This is a genomic window from Methylobacterium nonmethylotrophicum (genome assembly GCF_004745635.1).
Classification (GTDB): Bacteria; Pseudomonadota; Alphaproteobacteria; order Rhizobiales; family Beijerinckiaceae; genus Methylobacterium; species Methylobacterium nonmethylotrophicum.
Map to the genome: position 1 here is coordinate 195743 of NZ_SRLB01000013.1, position 14331 is coordinate 210073.

The window sequence follows — 14331 nt, forward strand, 5'->3', positions numbered from 1 at the left end:
AAACCCGATCATGGCGGAGACAACAGGACGCATCAGCCGAAATTCTTCCGCCGACGGGCCCAGAAGCAGAAATGTCGCTCGAGGTGCATCATCAGGACGTTTAGCCCGTAGCCGACCGCTCCCAGCACCACGAGAACCGCGAACACGCCGGTGACCTGCATGGTGTTGTTGTACTGGAGCAGCAGCATGCCGAGCCCCGCCGTCGCGCCGACGAACTCACCGACGATCGCGCCGAGAACCGCCAGGATCGTCGCCATGTGCAGACCGGCGAAGAGGAACGGCAATGCCGACGGGAGGACGACCTTGTGGAAGATCTGGGCTCCGGTCGCGTTGCAGGAGCGTGCCAGCTCGATCAGGTCTGGATCGACGGAATGGTAGCCGGCCATCGCGTTCACCAGCATCGGGAAGAACACCAGGATCGCCGCCATCACCGCTTTCGCCTCGATGCCGAACCCGAACCACACCACCAGCAGGGGCGCGACGGCGATCTTGGGCAGAGCGTTGAAGGCCTGGATGTAAGGATAGAGCACACGCTCCGCAGCCGACCAGTGGGCCAGCGCCATACCGACGACGACGCCGGCCACGGACCCGACGACGAACCCGATCGCCGCTTCCGCGAGCGTGACTCCCAGATGGTAGGCGAGGCTCGCCGGGCTCGTCAGCGGCTCCGAGAACCCGGCCACGAGCCATCGGGCGACGGCGAGCGGCGACGGCACCATGAACTCGGGCACCCCGAAGGCTCGGGTGCCGCCTTCCCAGCTGGCGAGCAGGACGAGGAGAAGCGCCAGGGACAGGACCTGATGGCGTGCCGGCACAAGCCCGAACCGCCCCGTCCGCATCTCGCTAGCGCCGCGCATCTTCCGGGCCGGACTCGGAACGCTCATCGGGACATGCCCGAAACGAGATCCTTCTTGATGTCGAGATCTCTCCCGATGTCGAGATGCTCGCGGATCAGCCCGGCATGGGCGGCGAATGCCGCCGAGCCCATCATCGACAGCGTGCGCGGCCTCGCCAGATCGATGGCGACGACCCGAGCGATGCGGCCGGGTTGCGGCGTCATCACGAGGACCCGATCGGACAGGAACACCGCCTCGCCGATCGAGTGCGTGACGAAGACGACGGTCTTGCGTTGCGCGTCCCAGATCCTGAGGGTCTCGACGTTCATCCGCTCGCGCGTGAGGGCATCGAGCGCGCCGAACGGCTCATCCATCAGGAGGAGCGTGGGGTCCTGCACCAGCGCCCGCACGATCGCGGCGCGCTGCTGCATCCCGCCGGACAATTCGTGCGGGTAGCGGCTCTCGACGCCGCCCAGGCCGACGAGGTCGAGAAGCGACGAGGCGCGATCGCGGATGTGGCTCGGCGGGACCCCGCGGATCTCGGCCGGGAACAGCACGTTCTGCAGGATCGTTCGCCACGGCAGGAGCAGCGGACGCTGGAACACGACGCCGATCTCCGGGCTCGGCCCGGTGACCGTGCGGCCCGCGAGATGCAGGGTACCCGCCGTGCTCGGAAGCAATCCCGCCATGATCTTCAACAGCGTGGACTTTCCGCAGCCGGACGGCCCGACGATCGAGACGAACTCGCCGTCCCGCACCGTGAACGACGCGTCCGAGAGGGCGTGGACGCTCCTATGCTCCAGGGTCTCGTAGGTCTTGCCGAGGCCGCGTGCCTCGATCAGCGGAGCCGGCTCAACCCCGCGAGCGGCGGCGCTCACGAGCGGGTCCGGGCCGGCCGGGCAAGATCGTCGGGTCGGACGATGCTGCACGAACCCGTCCGACGCGTTCTCATCTGAAAAGACCTGATCCTTGAGCGAGGCTGGCACTGTCGACTCGCTCTTCGGGTCCGGTCAAGACCCGGCCGCGCTGCCCCCCATCCCGACGCTGCGGTTCGGGGGCTCGACCCGCACGGTCGCCGTCATGCCCGCCGCAACGTCGAGGCCCGCCGGCCAGGCATCGACGTCGATGCGCACCGGAATGCGCTGGGCGAGCCGGACCCAGGTGAAGACCGGGTTCACCGCCGGCAGGCCGGCCACGCCCGGAGCGGCGTTCGGATCGGTGATGCCGCGCCCCAGGCTGCCCACCCGCCCCTTGAGCGGCGTGCCGGGATAGCCGAGCAGCGTCACCGTGGCGGGATCGCCCGCCCGCACACGCTCGAGCTGCGTCTCCTCGAAATAGGCCGTGACCCAGAAGCTGTCGGCGTCGATCAGCGTCATGGCGGCCTGCCCGGTCGAGGCGTAGGTGCCCGCCTGCAGCAGCAGGTTCGTGACATAGCCGTTGACGGGCGAGCGAACCTGGACGCGCTCGAGGTTGAGCCGCGCCTTGGCCAGGTCGGCGACGGTGCCGTCATAGGTCGCCTTCAAGGCATCGGCGTTGCTCTGGTACGTCTCCTTCTCCTCGGTCGTGACGGCAAGGTCACTCAACTGGTTTCGCCGCGTCGCCTCGGCCACGCTGTTGCGCCATTGCGCCCGGGCGCGCTGCACGGCGGCCTCGGCCTGCTGCACGGCGATGACGTAATCCCGGTCGTCGATCCGGAACAGGATGTCGCCCTTCCGGACGGCCTGGTTGTCGGACACGAGCACGGCCGTGACCCGCCCGGAGATCTCCGGCGCGACCTGCGCCGTATAGGCGCGGACGGTCCCGTCCCGGGTCCACGGCGTGTGGACGTAGTAGTCCCAGGCGAGCACCGCGAGGAGCGCGGCGGCGGCAATCGTCGCAAGGGCGGCGAACGTCCCGAACGCAGAGGGCGGTGCGGGCGTGGTTGCCGCCGCCGGCGCCTCGTGCCCGGCCGGTGCCACGCGAAGCGAAGACGACATCACACTCTCCCGAGACAGAGGACGAAGGCGGACAGGGTTCCGACGACCAGCGACAGTTCGAGCGTCGCCGATCGCGTCCAGACGGCGCGGCCCGACAGGCGGCGGAGGGCCGCGAGGAGGATTGCGGTCGCGGCGGCGGCGAGCGGCAGGCACAGGGCGAAGGGCGCGATCAGCACGCCCATCACGGAGATCTCGCGAAGAGGCAGAATCGAGGGCGGCAGGAGCATGAGGGGCGAGATCACGGGTGCCTCCACAGGTGCCGGGGCCACAGATAGCGATAGGCCGCGACCACGAGCGCGACGCCGGCGACCACCGCGACGGCCTCATTCAGGGAGGCGCCGAGGTCGTACTGCATCGGGTTCTGCGGCGCGGCGGCGAGCAGGAACGAGACGTTGAAGCCGAGTGCGAGCACCGCCGAGCGCCGGTCGGTGGCGCCGACTGCGCCGATCGTGAGACACGGAATGAGCGTCGCTGCGAGGAGCCCGAAGGACGGCGTGCTGGTGAGCGGGCCGAACTTGAGCGCGAGGCCCGCCGCCTGCCCGAGCGCCACGCCCCACAGGCACGGCCAGGTCCCACGCTCGACGTTCGGCAGGGTAGTGAAGTTGAGGCCGAGGCTCACGGCCAGGATGATGAAGATCGGGCCGGACGGCCAGGCCGTGACGAACCAGAGGAGCCAGGCCGACCCGACCAGCAGCACGAGCCGCGCGGCATTCGCGGCGATGACCGCGGCGGGCGGTGCAGGCGGCGGAGGCGGAGTCGCGGGTGCGGCCGCGCCATGCAGTGCCTCGGCGGCGACGCTCGCCAGGTAGGCGCAGGCGATGCCGAGCCCGATATTCGAGCCCCGCTCGAGCGCGAGGTCGAAGGCCGAGAGCGGGGCCCCCGCGGTCTCCAGCATGATCAGGCTGGCGGTGAGCCCCGCGAGCGCGGTGCCGTAGGCGCCGAAGCCCGGGAGCCGGCCGCCGATCGTCGCGGCAAGCGCCGTCCAGGCGGCGAGATAGAGACCGGCTCCGACGGAGCTCTGCGCGAAGCAGGCTGTCCCGATGAGCCCCGCGAGGAGGCCGAGGAGCGTGCCCCCGAGGCGCCAGGCGCCCTTGCGTTTCACCTCGCCCCGCGTCGGCAGAGCGATCGCCATCACGGTCCAGGCGGCCCAGCGGGGATTGTCGAGCTGGAGCCACATCGCGAGCCACAGGGCCGCGAGCGCCGCGAGCGCCGTCCGCAGCCCGAAGGCGAGCGGCCGCAGATCGCGCAGCGGGTACCGGGCGGCCGGCCGGCCCGGGAGGAGAGGTGCGGCGGCGGAGAGGTCGGGTATGGGCATGGCGGCGGCCTCACTCGTACTCGGCCTCGCCCGCGACCTTGCCGCGGAAGATGAAGTAGACCGCGGCCGTGTAGGCGAGGGTGATGGGGAAGACGAAGAGGCCGGCGCCCCAGAACAGGAAGTGCAGCGAACTTTCGGGCGCCGCCGCCTCCGCGATGGTGATCGAGAACGGCACCATGTAGGGGAGGAAGGAGGCCGCGAGCGTCCCGAACGCGGCCAGGAATATGAGAGCCGCCATCGGGAACGGGAGGCGGTCGTTGCGGACCGCGATGCCCCGGAGCAATCCGGCGAGCGCGACCGCCCCGAGGACCGGAAGGACGACGAGGGAGGGCCGCTCGAACCAGCGGCGCATCACCGGAAGGTCGATCAGCACCGCGTAGACGAAGGCGGCGGCGAGAAAGGCCAGCAGGCTAGCGAGCAGCCATGGCAGCACGCGATAAGCGAACTCCCGCACCTCGCCCTCGCTCTTGGCAACGAGCCAGCAGGCGCCGATCAGCGCGTAGCCAAGGCACAGGCCGACACCGCAGAGGAGTGCGAACGGGCTGAGCCAGCCCAGAGGGCCGCCGACGTAGCGGCCGTCCACGATGGGAAGCCCCTGCACGAGTGCCCCGACCATCGTGCCCTGCACGAGCGTCGCCACCGTGGAGCCCGCGACGAAGCCGGCGTCCCAGAGGAGGCGGAAGCGGACGGTCTTGTAGCGGAACTCGAAGGCCACGCCCCGCAGGATCAGGCCGGCGAGCATCGCGATCACCGGCAGGTAGAAGGCGGAGAGCAGCGTCGCATAGACCAGCGGGAAAGCCCCGAACAAGGTCGCGCCGGCGACGACGAGCCAGGTCTCGTTGCCGTCCCAGACCGGCGAGATCGCGGCCAGCATGCGCCGGCGGGCGGGTTCGCCGGGGGCGAGCGGGAACAGCATGCCGACGCCGAGGTCGAAGCCGTCGAGCAGGACGTAGAGCAGGAGCGAGAGGGCGAGCGCGGCCGCCCAGAGGTCGACGAGGGTCATCGGGCCGTCTCCGTAGTCGTGCCCACTCCGGGGCTGGCACCGGGGATCGAGAGGGGACGCTTCGGATTGGTCGCTTGGCGGCCGAGATCCGGCGCCGGGATCGGCCCGGCCTTGAGCAGCCGGTAGATGTAGAGGACGCCGAAGCTGAAGATGAGGAAGTAGACGCTGCCGAAGATGGCGAGGCTGGTCGCGACCTGGGGTGTGGTCAGGAACGGCGTCACCGCGTCGGCGGTGCGGATCTGGCCGTAGACGGTCCAGGGCTGGCGACCGACCTCCGCGGTGAACCAGCCGGTGATCGTGGCGACGAAGCCGAGCGGGAAGGAGAGGAACGTCGCCCAGAGGAGGACCCGTGCACCGACGATCCGATCGCTCAGGCTGAGCCACGAACCGATCCAGGCGATCGCCAGCATGACGAGGCCGCAGCCGACCATGACCCGGAAGGCCAGGAACGGAATCAGCACGGGCGGCCGGTCCTCCGGCTTGAAGCTTGTCAGCCCGACCTCCTTCGACGTCAGGCTCATCGAGCCGATAAGACTCCCGAGATAAGGGACTGCGACCTGAAAGCGGTTGGACTCGGTCCGCTCGTCCGGCCAGGCGATGAGCACTTCCGAGGCGGGCTGCTCATCGTGCCAGCGGCCCTCGATGGCGGCGAACTTCGCCGGCTGCAGGTCGTGGACGTAGTCGCCGACGAGGTGGCCGAAGCCGATCTGGATCGGAACGAGGATGGCGGCGAGCCGCAGCGCCATGGTGAGCATGGCCCTCCCCTCCTGCACCGCGTGGCGCCGCAGCATGTACCAGGCGCCCGTGGCGGCGATGCAGAACGCCGAGGTGACGAAGGCCGCCAGCACCATGTGCGGGAAGCGGACCCACACGACGCGGTTGAAGATGATGGCGGACCAGTCGGTCGGCACGAACACCCCGTCCGGTGTCTGCGTGAACCCGTTCGGGACCTGCATCCACGAATTGTTCACCATGATCCAGAACGAGGACAGGCAGGTGCCGAGAGCCACCATCAGGCAGGCGAGGAAGTAGACGGCGCGTGGCACCCGCTCGCGCCCGAACATCAGCACCCCGAAGAACGCGGCCTCGAGCGCGAAGGCGGTGAAGCTCTCGTAGCCGAGCAGCGGGCCCTGGATCGGCCCGGTGCGCCGCGACAGCTCGCTCCAGTTCGTGCCGAACTGGAACGCCATGACGATTCCCGACACCACGCCGAGGCTGAAGGCGACGGCGAAGATCTTGAGCCAGAAATCCGAGAGCCGCCGGTAGATCGGGCGGCCGGTCACGATCCCGCAGCCTTCGAGAAAGGTGAGCCAAGCGGCGAGCCCGACGGTGAAGGCGGGGAAGATGATGTGGAAGGTGATGGTGAACGCAAACTGGATCCGCGACAGGATCAGGGGCGTCAGGTCCATGGCGGGCATCCCCGTGCGGCGGGAGGGGCGTCCCGCGACGCGGGACGCGGGCGAGCGCGGCTTTAGCGCGGCAGGAGGTTCTCGCGGGCGAGATCGATCACCTCGTCGCCGCGCCCGTTGAGGACCGCACGCATCAGCCAGAGGCCGAAGCCCTTGACCTCCTTGGCGTCGATGGTCGGCGGCATCGACAGCTCGTGCTTGGCCGTCACCACGTCGAGGAGGGCCGGGCCGTCATGGGCGAGCATCTCGGCGACCGCGCCCGGCAGGTCGCCCGGATCCTCGACCCGGATCGCGTGGATCCCCATCGCGCGCGCCATCGCGGCGAAGTCGGGATTGACGAGGTCGGTCCCGGTCGTCAGGAAGCCGGACGCCTTCATCTCGAGCACGACGAAGCCGAGCGAGCCGTTGTTGTAGACGACGACCTTCACCGGCAGCTTCATCTGCGTCAGCGTGACGAGATCGCCCATCAGCATCGTGAAGCCGCCGTCGCCCGAGAGCGAGATCACCTGGCGATCCGGATACGCGGCCTGAGCGCCGATGGCATGCGGGAGGGCATTCGCCATCGAGCCGTGGTTGAGCGACCCGGCGAGCCGGCGGCGGCCGTTCATCGTGATGTAGCGCGCCGCCCAGATCGTCGGCGTGCCGACGTCGAAAGTGAAGACGGCATCATCGCTCGCTGCGTCGCTGAGGACCTTGGTGAGGTATTGCGGGTGGATCGGCTTGCGACCGGGCGCGCCCTTCGCCAGATCGTCGAGCCCGGCTCTCGCCCGGCGATACTGCGCGAGCGAATCGTCGAGATGCATCCGGTCGGTCTTGACCTCGATCTTCGGCAGGAGCGCCGCGATCGTGGCGCCGACATCGCCGACGAGGCCGAGATCGAGCTTCACACGCCGGCCGATATTCCCGGGGCGGATATCCACTTGAGCGATGCGGCACTGCGTCGGCAGGAACGGCTTATAGGGGAAGTCCGTGCCGAGCATCAGCAGTACGTCGCAGGCATGCATCGCCGCGTAGCCGGACGAGAAGCCGATGAAGCCGGTCATCCCGACATCGTAGGGGTTGTCGTACTCAACGTATTCCTTGCCGCCGTAGGCGTGGACGATCGGGCTTTTGAGCGCCTCGGCGAGCCCCAGGAGCGGCGCATGGGCGCCGGCGCAGCCGCGCCCACAGAAAAGCGTCACGCGCTCGGCCCCGTTCAGCAGTTCCGCGAGGGCGTCGAGGTCGCGTTCCCGAGGCACGACGACCGGGGCCGGCGGCAGCAGGCCCTCTCTCGGGGACGGAGCGCGGGCCGGTGCGGGCTCGAGCGCGATGTTGCCCGGAATCACCACCACGGCAACGCCGCGCTCGCCCACGGCCGCCCGGATCGCGCTCTCCATGATGTAGGGCAGTTGCGCCGGGTCGGAGACCAGCTCGCAATAGACGCTGCACTCCTTGAACAAGTTTTGCGGATGGGTCTCCTGGAAGTAGCTGCTGCCGATCTCCGACGTCGGGATGTGGGCCGCGATGGCGAGCACCGGGGTCCGCGTGCGCTGCGCATCGAACAGCCCGTTGATCAGGTGGAGGTTGCCCGGGCCGCAGGATCCGGCGCAAGCTGCCAGTCTGCCGGTGATCTGCGACTCGCCTGCCGCCGCGAAGGCGCCCACCTCCTCGTTGCGGACGTGGATCCACTCGACTGTCTCGCGTCGGCGGATGGAGTCGGTGAGGCCGTTCAGGCTGTCGCCCACGACCCCGTAGATCCGCTCGATCCCTGCATATTCGAGGATGTCGATCATCAGATCAGCGACAGTCAGTCTAGCCATGATATTTCTCCCAGGACGCGAGCTAATCCGGAGCACCGTCGCAGCTGGCGGCGTGTCCGGGCTGTCTCTTCGCGTTGTCGGCCAGAGAGAATGCTATGGGCGATCCGACCTTGAGGCGATCAACCACGAGGAAGGCTGGACCATAAGGTGGTTCAGCTGGAACAAACGTTTGTATGATGGCGCCGGCCCATCGTTGCTGCGCGCGCGTCCGGCTCGCACGAGTGCCCGCTCGAGATGTGGCCGGATCTCTGCGTGTTGCCCGGGATATCACAGATCATTGGCGTCGCAGTTCGGCTCATGACGCGCTCGAGGACGCCGAACCACAGCTTGAGATCTTTTGCGGACATTGGTGGATAGTCGCTCGAACGTCCGCTTGGGGTCAGGTGTTAGCATTGGCGTAGCTGATTGCTCAGGTCCCCTCCCGTGCCCCGCTGATTTTGGGCCGCCGCAGCCCTGTGGGGAGAGGTGGCAGTATCGCCATAGTGTAATGGAATGGGGTGGCTTACTGCACAACCATGAACGCCCGGGGTCCCGCCACCATCCCTGCGATGCGTATTTTTCGTCTGAATAATATGCATAATTTGATGACCCTATGTATGATAGTTGCTTGTTTTGGATTTTTCCATCTTCAGATAAAAAATCACAATAAAGATTACAGCTGAATAAAATCGACGATACTATAATTATGATGGAAATCTATCTCGAATCCATGGAAATTTCTGATTATGCGAACGAGAGACGCTTGGGTCGTTTAATGCGTTGGGAGGCCCGTCGCGGGCGTCAATAGGCGCGCGCTCGTTAGCTCGCGCATTGTCGTCGCTCACCGACAAGACCGTTTCAGTATCCTGCCAGTGGCTCAGCGCCGCACCTCGCGCGATCGCGCGCTACGCAAGCCGCGACTCACCGGTACCAATCTGCCCTCGAGAAGCATGGCCCCGTCCTATAACGTGAGGCACTGCAGGAGCACGCCGTGACGAAGTCGTCCATGACCGAAGGCCTCGAGACCGATAGGTCGCGCTCGTTCGTCATCCAGCGAGCAGCCGGCAACGGCAGTGCCCGCTTCCTCTCGGAACCAGCTTGCCTGAATCCCACCGGCGAGACCTTGGCCACTCGAGGTGATCTGGTGGGCTATTCGGACCGTACCCGCCATCGAACCAACGTCGTATGGCCGGCGTGCTCAGTCCTGTTCAGTTAGGGGCGCGGAGGGTGAGATGCCAGGACGGAAGTATCAGCCGCGGCGGATAGCGGCCTGGCTCCTCAACCTGCTCGCCCGCCCTGCGCGTCGGGCGCAAGGACGGCAGGGCGTAGCCGTCGAAGCTTACCGAGGCTACGGCTCGGCCGAGGAGATCTTCCTGATCGGCCGTGTCTTCAGGCAAGCTCGCGCCGAGCGCGACGCGGCTCCCGATGACCTGCGTGCGCATCTGCGCGACATCGGCCGACGGATCCGACGGCGGCGCATGCCTGGGATCGGCGTGACGGCGCGGTACGACGGCACCGCCCTTCGCACCGCGACCGATGCGGACGGCTACTTCCGCATTCACCTGTACCCGCACTCGCCTTCCGGAGGCGGGGGCGCGTGGCGCCCAGTCGCGATCACCCTGGACACCAGCCCGCCGGTCGAGGCTCGGGGCGAGGTCTACATCCCGCCGGACGGCTGTCGCTACGTGGTAATCAGCGACATCGACGACACCGTGATGCACACGGGCGTCGCCAACAAGCTGAAGATGCTGTGGCGACTGTTCGTCGCCGATGCGGCGGACCGCGTAGCCTTCCCGGGTGCGGCTTCCCTTTACCGCGCGCTCCACGCCGGCACGGGCGGCGGAGAGCAGAACCCGATGCTCTACGTGTCGCGTGCGCCCTGGGGCATCTACGACATGCTCTCGGAGTTCTTCCACCTGCACGGCATCCCGGTCGGGCCGGTTCTGTTCCTGCGCGAATGGGGCGTGTCGTGGCGTCATCCCCTGCCCCGCCGGGCCGAGGCGCACAAGGGCGAGCTGATCCGCCACATGCTGGCGCTCTACCGTGATCTCCCGTTCGTGCTGATCGGTGACAGCGGGCAGCACGACCCGGAGGTCTATGCTGGGATCGTGGAGGAGAACCCCGGGCGGGTGCTGGCGGTCTACATCCGCAACGTGTCGCGCACGCCGGGCCGCTTGGCCGAGGTCGAGGCGCTGGCGCTCAACGTCGCAGCGGCAGGAAGCAGCCTCGTGCTGGCCGCCGACAGCCGCGCCATCGCCGCGCACGCGGCGAGCCTCGGCCTGATCGCCGCTGAGGCTGTCGAGGAGGTCGCCTCCGAGAACGCAGGGGCCGGGGGCGGCGTGGGACGATCCCGATCTCACCGGATCACGCGGGCGACGCCGGAGGCGACGGCTGCGGCAGTCGAGGGCGGCGCCTTGGGCGAAGCCATGAAAGAGGCGGTGGGCGATCCGCCAAACGTCATCGTTGAGCCGGCCCAGCACGGTCGTGCCCGCCCTACCCACACCCAGACCTGATGGGGGGACGAAGGGGCGGCCTCCCAGCCCTAACCAGGTCCGGGAGGCGGCTTTACGCGGGATAGCGCGGACCGCCAGCTAGAACTCGCGGCCGACCGCAGCGTTTTCACAACCGTGATGAGGCGTGGAATAAGGGGTCTGATGCACTCTCGGTGCAGACCAGTTCAAATCGCACCAAACAGCCGAGCTTCAAGCAGGTCAAGACTGCGACGGCCGAACATCTGCGATTTCGCCAGCTTCAAGCGGGTGATCTGGATTTCGGTCTGGCGGTTCGACCACGGCTCCGTCAGCGCCGCAACGACAGCAGATTTGTCCTTCACGAGGCGTGCCGCGAAGGATCCCAGCAGGCTGGCACCCGCCTTCTCACTCCAGCCATCGATGTCAGCGCGACGTCGCTCCCGAACGATACCCAAAGACAAGGACATGCAGGGCCTCTCCAGCGCCGTCCGCATCGCTCCGCACGAATCTGCCACTCCATCCGAGATCTAATTAATTATTGATTATCTGCGTGATATTATTAGAAAAACTCCGATTTAGCTCGACGTCGCGGCAATGTGCGCATCGTCCAGCCAAACAGCAGCCCTCCCTCACGACGTCCTTACCCACGGGGTTGGGCGCGGTGCACGAGGCGCCTGACCGTGTCGACGATCAGTGTCCGCGCATCGGTTGCGACGCGCATTTCGGCCAGGAGGCCCTGAGGGCGCCGGTGTCGATGGGTCGAGGCAGCAGCGCTTCGGCCCGGCACGCGTGGCGTCCATGCAGGGGCGCTCACCGCGTCGGCGTCCGAGGGGGCACACACCCGAGGGTCTTCAGCGCGTGATCGAGCCGCTCATCGGGCGGACCGATCTCGGTCACGAGGTCGCGCAGGTGCACCTTGTTGGGCAGCGGCTGCAGGACCATCTCGCGTGGCTCAAGCCGGGCCGTACAGGCATACGCGACCTTGCCGTCGACGAGGATCATGCACTCCTTGCAGGTGTTGGCGCTGATGCAGGAGTGCCGGACGCTCAAGGTTGGGTCGAGCGCTTGACGCACGAACCGCAGGCCGTCGAGCACCGACTGGCCGGGTGTGTAGGGCACGACGTAGCGGATGGAGGGGGCGTCGGCGCCAGGCCCGCGCCGAACGATCAGGATTGCGGTGATGGTCAACCGTGCGCTCCCTGCAGGGCCGGCCTGCCCACCACAGGAGCGCGGCCGAGCGCAAGGTCTCCGCCGGTGAGCGCGATCGTCTGGTGCAGCGTCCAGTCCTCGTCCGTCTCCGGATGATCGTCGCGCTGATGAGCGCCCCGGCTCTCGCGACGAGCGAGGGCTGCGCGGGCAACGGTCTCCGCGACGAGCAGCATCCCGCGCAAGTCGAACCAGTCCAGCCGGGCCTGTGCGTAGGGGCCGGGCGCGCCGGGCGGTCCGTCGCCGAGCGCCCCCTTCAGTTCGTCGATGGCCTCGAGCGCCAGCACGAGCCCGGCCCTGGTTCGGAAGGGGCCGACATGGGTCGTCATGACGGTCTGGAGAGCAGCGATCGCGCTCGCTGCGTTGCCTTTGCTGTGGGACGCGGTCGAGATCAGCGCGACGGCGTCGGGACGGCCCGCCGGCGGCCTAGCGCCCATGCTCCCGGCTCGCCGCGCGGCCGCCTCGCCAGCCCGGCGACCGAAAACCAGCGCCTCCGTGATCGCATTGCCGGAGAGGCGGTTGGCGCCGTTCGCTCCAGCCACGACCTCGCCGGCCGCGAACAGGTTTGGTACCCGCGTCTCGAGCGCAGCATCCACCCGGATCCCGCCCATGTGGTAGTGCGCGATCGGTGCGACTTCGACCGGCATGGTCGTGAGGTCGATCCCGTTGTCGGCGAGACGGTCGATGACCGGGCCGAAGGCGGCCCGGAGCGCGTCGGCACCGACATGCTGGAACGACAGGAAGGCGCCGCCCGACGGAGATCCACGGCCCGCCTTGACCTCGCTCAGGATAGCGTGGGTCGCCCGGTCGCGCGGCGCATTGTAGTGCCCCTGCTCCTCGTGGCCGTAATCGCCCATGAATTCGCGGCCTGCCGCGTTCAGCAGCCGGCCGCCGAGCTTGTAGCGGAACGGGTCCCACATGATCGGATCCATGCCGACCAGCCGGGGCGCCAGGTGTCCGATCGGGAAGAACTGGACGAACTCCATGTCCATCAGCTCGGCGCCGGCCCGTAGCGCGAGAGAGTGGCCGTCTCCGCCCATGTTGGCAGAGGCCGAGTTGCGCTGGTAGAGCCGGGTCAAACCGCCGGTCGCGAGCACGATGGCGCTGGCCTCGATCACGACCGGCCGCCCGTCGGCGAGCGAGAAGCCAGCCGCTCCGACGGCTGCTCCGTCGTGCAGGACGAGGTCGGCGATGCACAGGTCGCCGATCCGCGTCACGCGGGGCTGGCGGATCACCTGAGCTCGCAGCGTCTTGGCAACGGCCGGACCTGTCGAGAGGAAGTCCACGTAGACGCAGCGCGGCCGGTCGTGCCCTGGCGCCTGTGCCTGCCGGATGGCACCGTCGGGACGACGGGCCCAGCCGACCCGCCACCCGTCCAGGCGCCGTATCTCGTCGGGGCCCTGCTCGCAGACCAGGCGTGCGAGATCGGCGTCGCACAGGCCGCGCCCCGCCGTCAGCGTGTCGGCGAGGTGGTGCTCCCAGTGGTCGGGCTGCTCCTCACCGAGCGCGGCCGCCACGGTCATCTGCGCCATGATGGTGGCACCGCTGCGTCCGATCAGGCTCCGGTCCGCCAGGATGACGCCCGCACCCACCGACGCGGCAGCAAGAGCTGCCGACAGGCCGGCCGCCCCGGTCCCGATCACCAGGACATCGGTCGCGAGGGTCACGGTGTCGAGGGACATTTGGTCTCCTTCGTCCAGGCCCCAGCACGGATGCGGCCGCGGCAAAGCGGCCGGGCGTCTCTTGCACGGGCCGGGCCACAGGCCCGCGACCACGCGCAACGGCGTGGCGAGCCGTCGGAATGTTCCGTTTCACAGGACAGAGTCAATCCAGAGAGACTAACAAAATTCCTACCAGCCAAGGGGCAAGTGAGATTTGATCGGCGGCAACTTGTCAAAACATAATCTCTAGCTACCAGACTAGACGTACAAACTATCAATCTGCCTGATCATTGTTTTTTCAATTATCTCGGCGCGCACATGACCGACAACACACGGGCCGCGGTGATCGTTGTAATGAACGCCACTCGACCGAGGCGCCGCAGTTCGTTGCAGACCGAGCATCTGTGGCGCGGAGGCGGCTTTGGCCGCGGGCCCTGTCGGTGCGGTGGCGTTCGGGTGGCTGTCCTTCTCGAACCCGGACTTGCCGGAACGACTGCGGCTCGGCGCCCCGCGCACACCCTACAGCCAACGGACCTTCTACGGCGGGGAGGCCGAGCGCTACACCGATTATCCGACGCTCGCGGAGGCGGCGGCCGAGTGATCCTGATCCGGCTCGGCGAGCCGCCGGCCACGCGCCGGGTCGCTCCGCCTCGCCCGGAGGGCGTGCGCCGCGCTG

At 68.0% G+C, this 14331-nt stretch carries 12 protein-coding genes and 1 pseudogene; 2 read left to right on the plus strand and 11 right to left on the minus strand.

Annotated features, from left to right (window positions below):
- Nucleotides 1-32: 32 nt before the first annotated feature.
- From EU555_RS19140 to poxB, 8 genes are all read right to left on the minus strand, one after another.
- The gene (locus tag EU555_RS19140; protein ID WP_135416813.1) at nt 33-884 is read right to left on the minus strand and encodes an ABC transporter permease; all 852 of its coding nucleotides are present in this window, start codon (nt 882-884) and stop codon (nt 33-35) included.
- Nucleotides 881-1714, minus strand: coding sequence for an ABC transporter ATP-binding protein (locus EU555_RS19145; RefSeq protein ID WP_205820956.1), 834 nt, complete (start codon nt 1712-1714; stop codon nt 881-883). The genes EU555_RS19140 and EU555_RS19145 overlap by 4 nt, the downstream gene beginning before the upstream one ends.
- 132 nt (nt 1715-1846) lie before the next feature.
- Nucleotides 1847-2812, minus strand: a complete 966-nt coding sequence (locus tag EU555_RS19150; protein WP_167858608.1) for an efflux RND transporter periplasmic adaptor subunit — start codon at nt 2810-2812, stop codon at nt 1847-1849.
- Entirely contained in the window at nt 2812-3054 is a 243-nt protein-coding gene (locus EU555_RS36280) for a hypothetical protein (protein WP_167858609.1), read from the minus strand. The genes EU555_RS19150 and EU555_RS36280 overlap by 1 nt, the downstream gene beginning before the upstream one ends.
- Entirely contained in the window at nt 3051-4127 is a 1077-nt protein-coding gene (locus EU555_RS19155; RefSeq protein WP_135416815.1) for an FUSC family protein, read from the minus strand. The genes EU555_RS36280 and EU555_RS19155 overlap by 4 nt, the downstream gene beginning before the upstream one ends.
- Before the next feature lie 10 nt (nt 4128-4137).
- A complete protein-coding gene (cydB, locus tag EU555_RS19160; protein WP_135416816.1) occupies nt 4138-5130 on the minus strand; it encodes a cytochrome d ubiquinol oxidase subunit II in 993 nt (330 codons plus the stop codon).
- Nucleotides 5127-6539, minus strand: coding sequence for a cytochrome ubiquinol oxidase subunit I (locus tag EU555_RS19165; protein ID WP_135416817.1), 1413 nt, complete (start codon nt 6537-6539; stop codon nt 5127-5129). Before EU555_RS19165 ends, cydB begins: the two co-directional genes overlap by 4 nt.
- Before the next feature lie 62 nt (nt 6540-6601).
- A complete protein-coding gene (gene poxB, locus EU555_RS19170; protein WP_135416818.1) occupies nt 6602-8338 on the minus strand; it encodes a ubiquinone-dependent pyruvate dehydrogenase in 1737 nt (578 codons plus the stop codon).
- Nucleotides 8339-9549: 1211 nt separating this feature from the next.
- Between poxB and EU555_RS19175 the strand changes: the two genes are divergently transcribed.
- On the plus strand, nt 9550-10830 hold the full coding sequence (locus tag EU555_RS19175; RefSeq protein ID WP_135416819.1) for an App1 family protein phosphatidate phosphatase: 1281 nt from the start codon (nt 9550-9552) through the stop codon (nt 10828-10830).
- A 164-nt stretch (nt 10831-10994) separates the two neighbouring features.
- Here EU555_RS19175 and EU555_RS19180 read toward each other — a convergent pair.
- The 3 genes and pseudogenes from EU555_RS19180 to EU555_RS19190 form a co-directional block, all read right to left on the minus strand.
- Nucleotides 10995-11237 (minus strand): annotated as a pseudogene (locus tag EU555_RS19180) (ISL3-like element ISMex26 family transposase); the annotation flags it as partial.
- A 361-nt stretch (nt 11238-11598) separates the two neighbouring features.
- Nucleotides 11599-11976, minus strand: coding sequence for a 2Fe-2S iron-sulfur cluster-binding protein (locus EU555_RS19185; RefSeq protein WP_135416821.1), 378 nt, complete (start codon nt 11974-11976; stop codon nt 11599-11601).
- Nucleotides 11973-13676 carry an FAD-binding protein gene (locus tag EU555_RS19190; protein ID WP_135416822.1) on the minus strand — a complete coding sequence of 568 codons (1704 nt, stop codon included), beginning with the start codon at nt 13674-13676 and terminating at the stop codon, nt 11973-11975. The genes EU555_RS19185 and EU555_RS19190 overlap by 4 nt, the downstream gene beginning before the upstream one ends.
- 400 nt (nt 13677-14076) lie before the next feature.
- Between EU555_RS19190 and EU555_RS19195 the strand changes: the two genes are divergently transcribed.
- Entirely contained in the window at nt 14077-14256 is a 180-nt protein-coding gene (locus EU555_RS19195; RefSeq protein ID WP_135416823.1) for a hypothetical protein, read from the plus strand.
- The last annotated feature ends 75 nt before the right edge of the window (nt 14257-14331 follow it).

Bases quoted from the DNA above. Each gene is read 5' to 3' on its own strand.
- cydB (WP_135416816.1), bottom strand. From the start codon at position 5,130: ATGACCCTCGTCGACCTCTGGGCGGCCGCGCTCGCCCTCTCGCTCCTG.
- EU555_RS19140 (WP_135416813.1), bottom strand. From the start codon at position 884: ATGAGCGTTCCGAGTCCGGCCCGGAAGATGCGCGGCGCTAGCGAGATG.
- poxB (WP_135416818.1), bottom strand. From the start codon at position 8,338: ATGGCTAGACTGACTGTCGCTGATCTGATGATCGACATCCTCGAATAT.
- EU555_RS19175 (WP_135416819.1), top strand. From the start codon at position 9,550: ATGCCAGGACGGAAGTATCAGCCGCGGCGGATAGCGGCCTGGCTCCTC.
- EU555_RS19155 (WP_135416815.1), bottom strand. From the start codon at position 4,127: ATGCCCATACCCGACCTCTCCGCCGCCGCACCTCTCCTCCCGGGCCGG.
- EU555_RS19190 (WP_135416822.1), bottom strand. From the start codon at position 13,676: ATGTCCCTCGACACCGTGACCCTCGCGACCGATGTCCTGGTGATCGGG.
- EU555_RS19150 (WP_167858608.1), bottom strand. From the start codon at position 2,812: ATGTCGTCTTCGCTTCGCGTGGCACCGGCCGGGCACGAGGCGCCGGCG.
- EU555_RS19165 (WP_135416817.1), bottom strand. From the start codon at position 6,539: ATGGACCTGACGCCCCTGATCCTGTCGCGGATCCAGTTTGCGTTCACC.